The organism is Pseudokineococcus marinus (assembly GCF_013004605.1).
Lineage (GTDB): Bacteria > Actinomycetota > Actinomycetes > Actinomycetales > Quadrisphaeraceae > Pseudokineococcus > Pseudokineococcus marinus.
On record NZ_JABEMA010000409.1, the window covers coordinates 1 to 2,256 of the forward strand.

2 protein-coding genes and 2 pseudogenes are annotated in these 2,256 nt (G+C 76.6%); 1 reads left to right on the forward strand and 3 read right to left on the reverse strand.

Annotation, left to right across the window (positions count from 1 at the left end; all coding sequences use genetic code 11):
• Window positions 1-309: pseudogene (locus HLB09_RS18965) on the reverse strand (hypothetical protein); the annotation flags it as partial.
• Between HLB09_RS18965 and HLB09_RS20480 the strand changes: the two are divergent.
• Window positions 235-402: pseudogene (locus tag HLB09_RS20480) on the forward strand (M23 family peptidase); the annotation flags it as partial. The pseudogenes HLB09_RS18965 and HLB09_RS20480 overlap by 75 nt on opposite strands.
• 276 nt (window positions 403-678) lie before the next feature.
• Here HLB09_RS20480 and whiG read toward each other — a convergent pair.
• Both whiG and HLB09_RS16055 read right to left on the reverse strand, forming a co-directional pair.
• Window positions 679-1,476: an RNA polymerase sigma factor WhiG gene (gene whiG, locus HLB09_RS16050; RefSeq protein WP_171204316.1), complete on the reverse strand. Its 798-nt coding sequence runs from the start codon at window positions 1,474-1,476 to the stop codon at window positions 679-681.
• Window positions 1,477-1,662: 186 nt separating this feature from the next.
• Window positions 1,663-2,256 (reverse strand): tyrosine-type recombinase/integrase (locus HLB09_RS16055; protein ID WP_171204315.1); only part of this gene is annotated, 594 nt, incomplete at its 5' end.

Here is a 2,256-nt window from a genome sequence, read left to right on the forward strand (position 1 = left end):
GCCGTCGCGGCGCCCGACCCGGGGTCGGCGCCGCCCCGCCCGGCCGCGCGGACGGGCGCGACGCCGGCACCACCCGTCGCGGTGGCGCGCACGGCGCGAGCCGTGGCCCGCACGACGCCGTGGCGACCGCCCGTCGCCGAGCCGCTCGAGGTCCTGCGCGGCTTCGCCGCCCCGGCGCAGCGGTGGTCGCCCGGGCACCGCGGCGTCGACGTGGGCGCCGGGGCCGGGCAGGAGGTGCTCGCGCCCGCCGACGGCGTCGTCGGCTTCGCCGGCCCGGTGGTGGACCGCGGCGTCCTCGTGCTCGACCACGCCGGGGACCTGAGGTCGTCCTTCGAACCCGTCGTGCCGCTGCTGGCGGTCGGGACGACGGTCCGCCAGGGCGAGGTGGTGGCGCTGCGCGCCCCGGCGGCGCACGCGGGGTGCGAGAGGGAGGGCTGCCTCCACTGGGGCGTGCGGCGCGGCCGGGGGGCGGCGGCGGCCTACCTCGACCCGCTGCTCCTGCTCGCGCCTCCCGAGCCGCCCGTCCTCCTGCCCCTCGCCCCGGCGCGGACCCCCGGGTGGGCGCGGGAGGAGCGGGAGCTCGAGCCCCGGCCGGACGCGCCGAGGGCCGCGGCCACGGGTCCGCCGAGGTGGGCCGCGCCGTCGCACGGGGCGGTGGCCCGCCGCGGGCCGGGGGCGTCAGCTGACGTCGGCGAGCTTGGTGCGCAGCTGCAGGACGGCCTTGGAGTGCATCTGGCAGATGCGCGACTCCGTGACGCCGAGGATCCGCCCGATCTCGGCGAGGGTCATGTTCTCGTAGTAGTAGAGCGTGACGACGATCTTCTCCCGCTCGGAGAGCTGGTCGATGGCCCGGGCGAGGAGGAACTTCGTCTCCTCGCCCTCGAAGGCCATCACCGGGTCCTCGGCCCGCGTGTCCTCGAGCGTGTCCCCCAGCGAGAGGCTGTCGCCCTTCTCGCCGCCGGAGAGCAGCTCGTCCAGCGCGACGAGGTTGACGTAGGAGACCTGGCTGAAGATGTGGTGCAGGTCCTTCAGCGGGATGCCCATCTGCGCCGCGACCTCGGGCTCGGTGGGCGTGCGGTGCAGGCGCGCCTCGAGCTCGGCGTAGGTCTTCTCCACCTCGCGGGCCTTGCTGCGGACCGAACGCGGGATCCAGTCGAGGGCGCGCAGCTCGTCGATGATGGCGCCGCGGATGCGCTGGATGGCGTACGTCTCGAACTTGATGGCGCGCTCGAGGTCGTACTTCTCGATGGCGTCGATGAGGCCGAAGACCCCGTAGGAGACGAGGTCCGCCTGCTCGACGTTGGAGGGCAGGCCCACGCCGACGCGACCGGCGACGAACTTGACCAGCGGCGAGTAGTGGAGGATCAGGCGCTCGCGGACGGCGGCGTCCCCCGTCGTCTTGAACGCGACCCAGAGCTCGCGGACGGCGGCCTCGGCCTCCTCCGCGGGCGTGAGGGCGCGGGCCGGCTCCTCCACCTCGGCGCCGTCGTCGGCCCGGGGCTGCTCGTCGCTCCCGCCGGCGGCGGCGCCCGCGGCCGCTCGCTCCCGTGCGGGGGCGGGGCGGCCGGGCGAGGGCGTGCGCTGGGTCACGAGCTCTCCTCCGGTCGGTGCTCCCCGGTGCGTGCGGGGGCCTGGCGTAGCGGGCGGCGCGGGGCGGCGGCGTCAGGCACGGGGGTGCGCCTGGTGGTAGCTCGAGCGGAGCCGCTCCACGGAGACGTGCGTGTAGAGCTGGGTGGTGGCCAGGCTCGCGTGCCCCAGCAGCTCCTGGACGCTCCTCAGATCAGCCCCCCCGTCGAGCAGGTGTGTCGCCGCGCTGTGACGCAGCGTATGTGGAGTCACGTGTCGTGACACAACTTTCCCACTGATCCGTTCCACGACGCCCCGGACGGCGCGCTGGTCGAGGCGCCCCCCGCGGGCGCCGAGCAGCAGCGCGGGACCGCTGCGGGGCCCGGCCAGAGCGGGACGCCCGCGTCCGAGCCAGCGTCCGAGCGCCGCGTCGGCGGGCGCGCCGAAGGGCACGACACGCTCCTTCGCGCCCTTGCCCATCACCCGGACGGTCCAGCGCGAGCGGTCGACGTCGTCGACGTCGAGGCCGACGAGCTCGCCCACGCGGACGCCCGTGGCGTAGAGGAGCTCGAGCGCCGCGGCGTCGCGCAGGGCCACGGGGCCGCCCTCCTCCGCCGCCTCCTCGGCGGCCGCGAGGACCTGGGCGACGGCCCCGGCCGCGAGCACCCCCGGCAGCGCGCCCGACGAGCG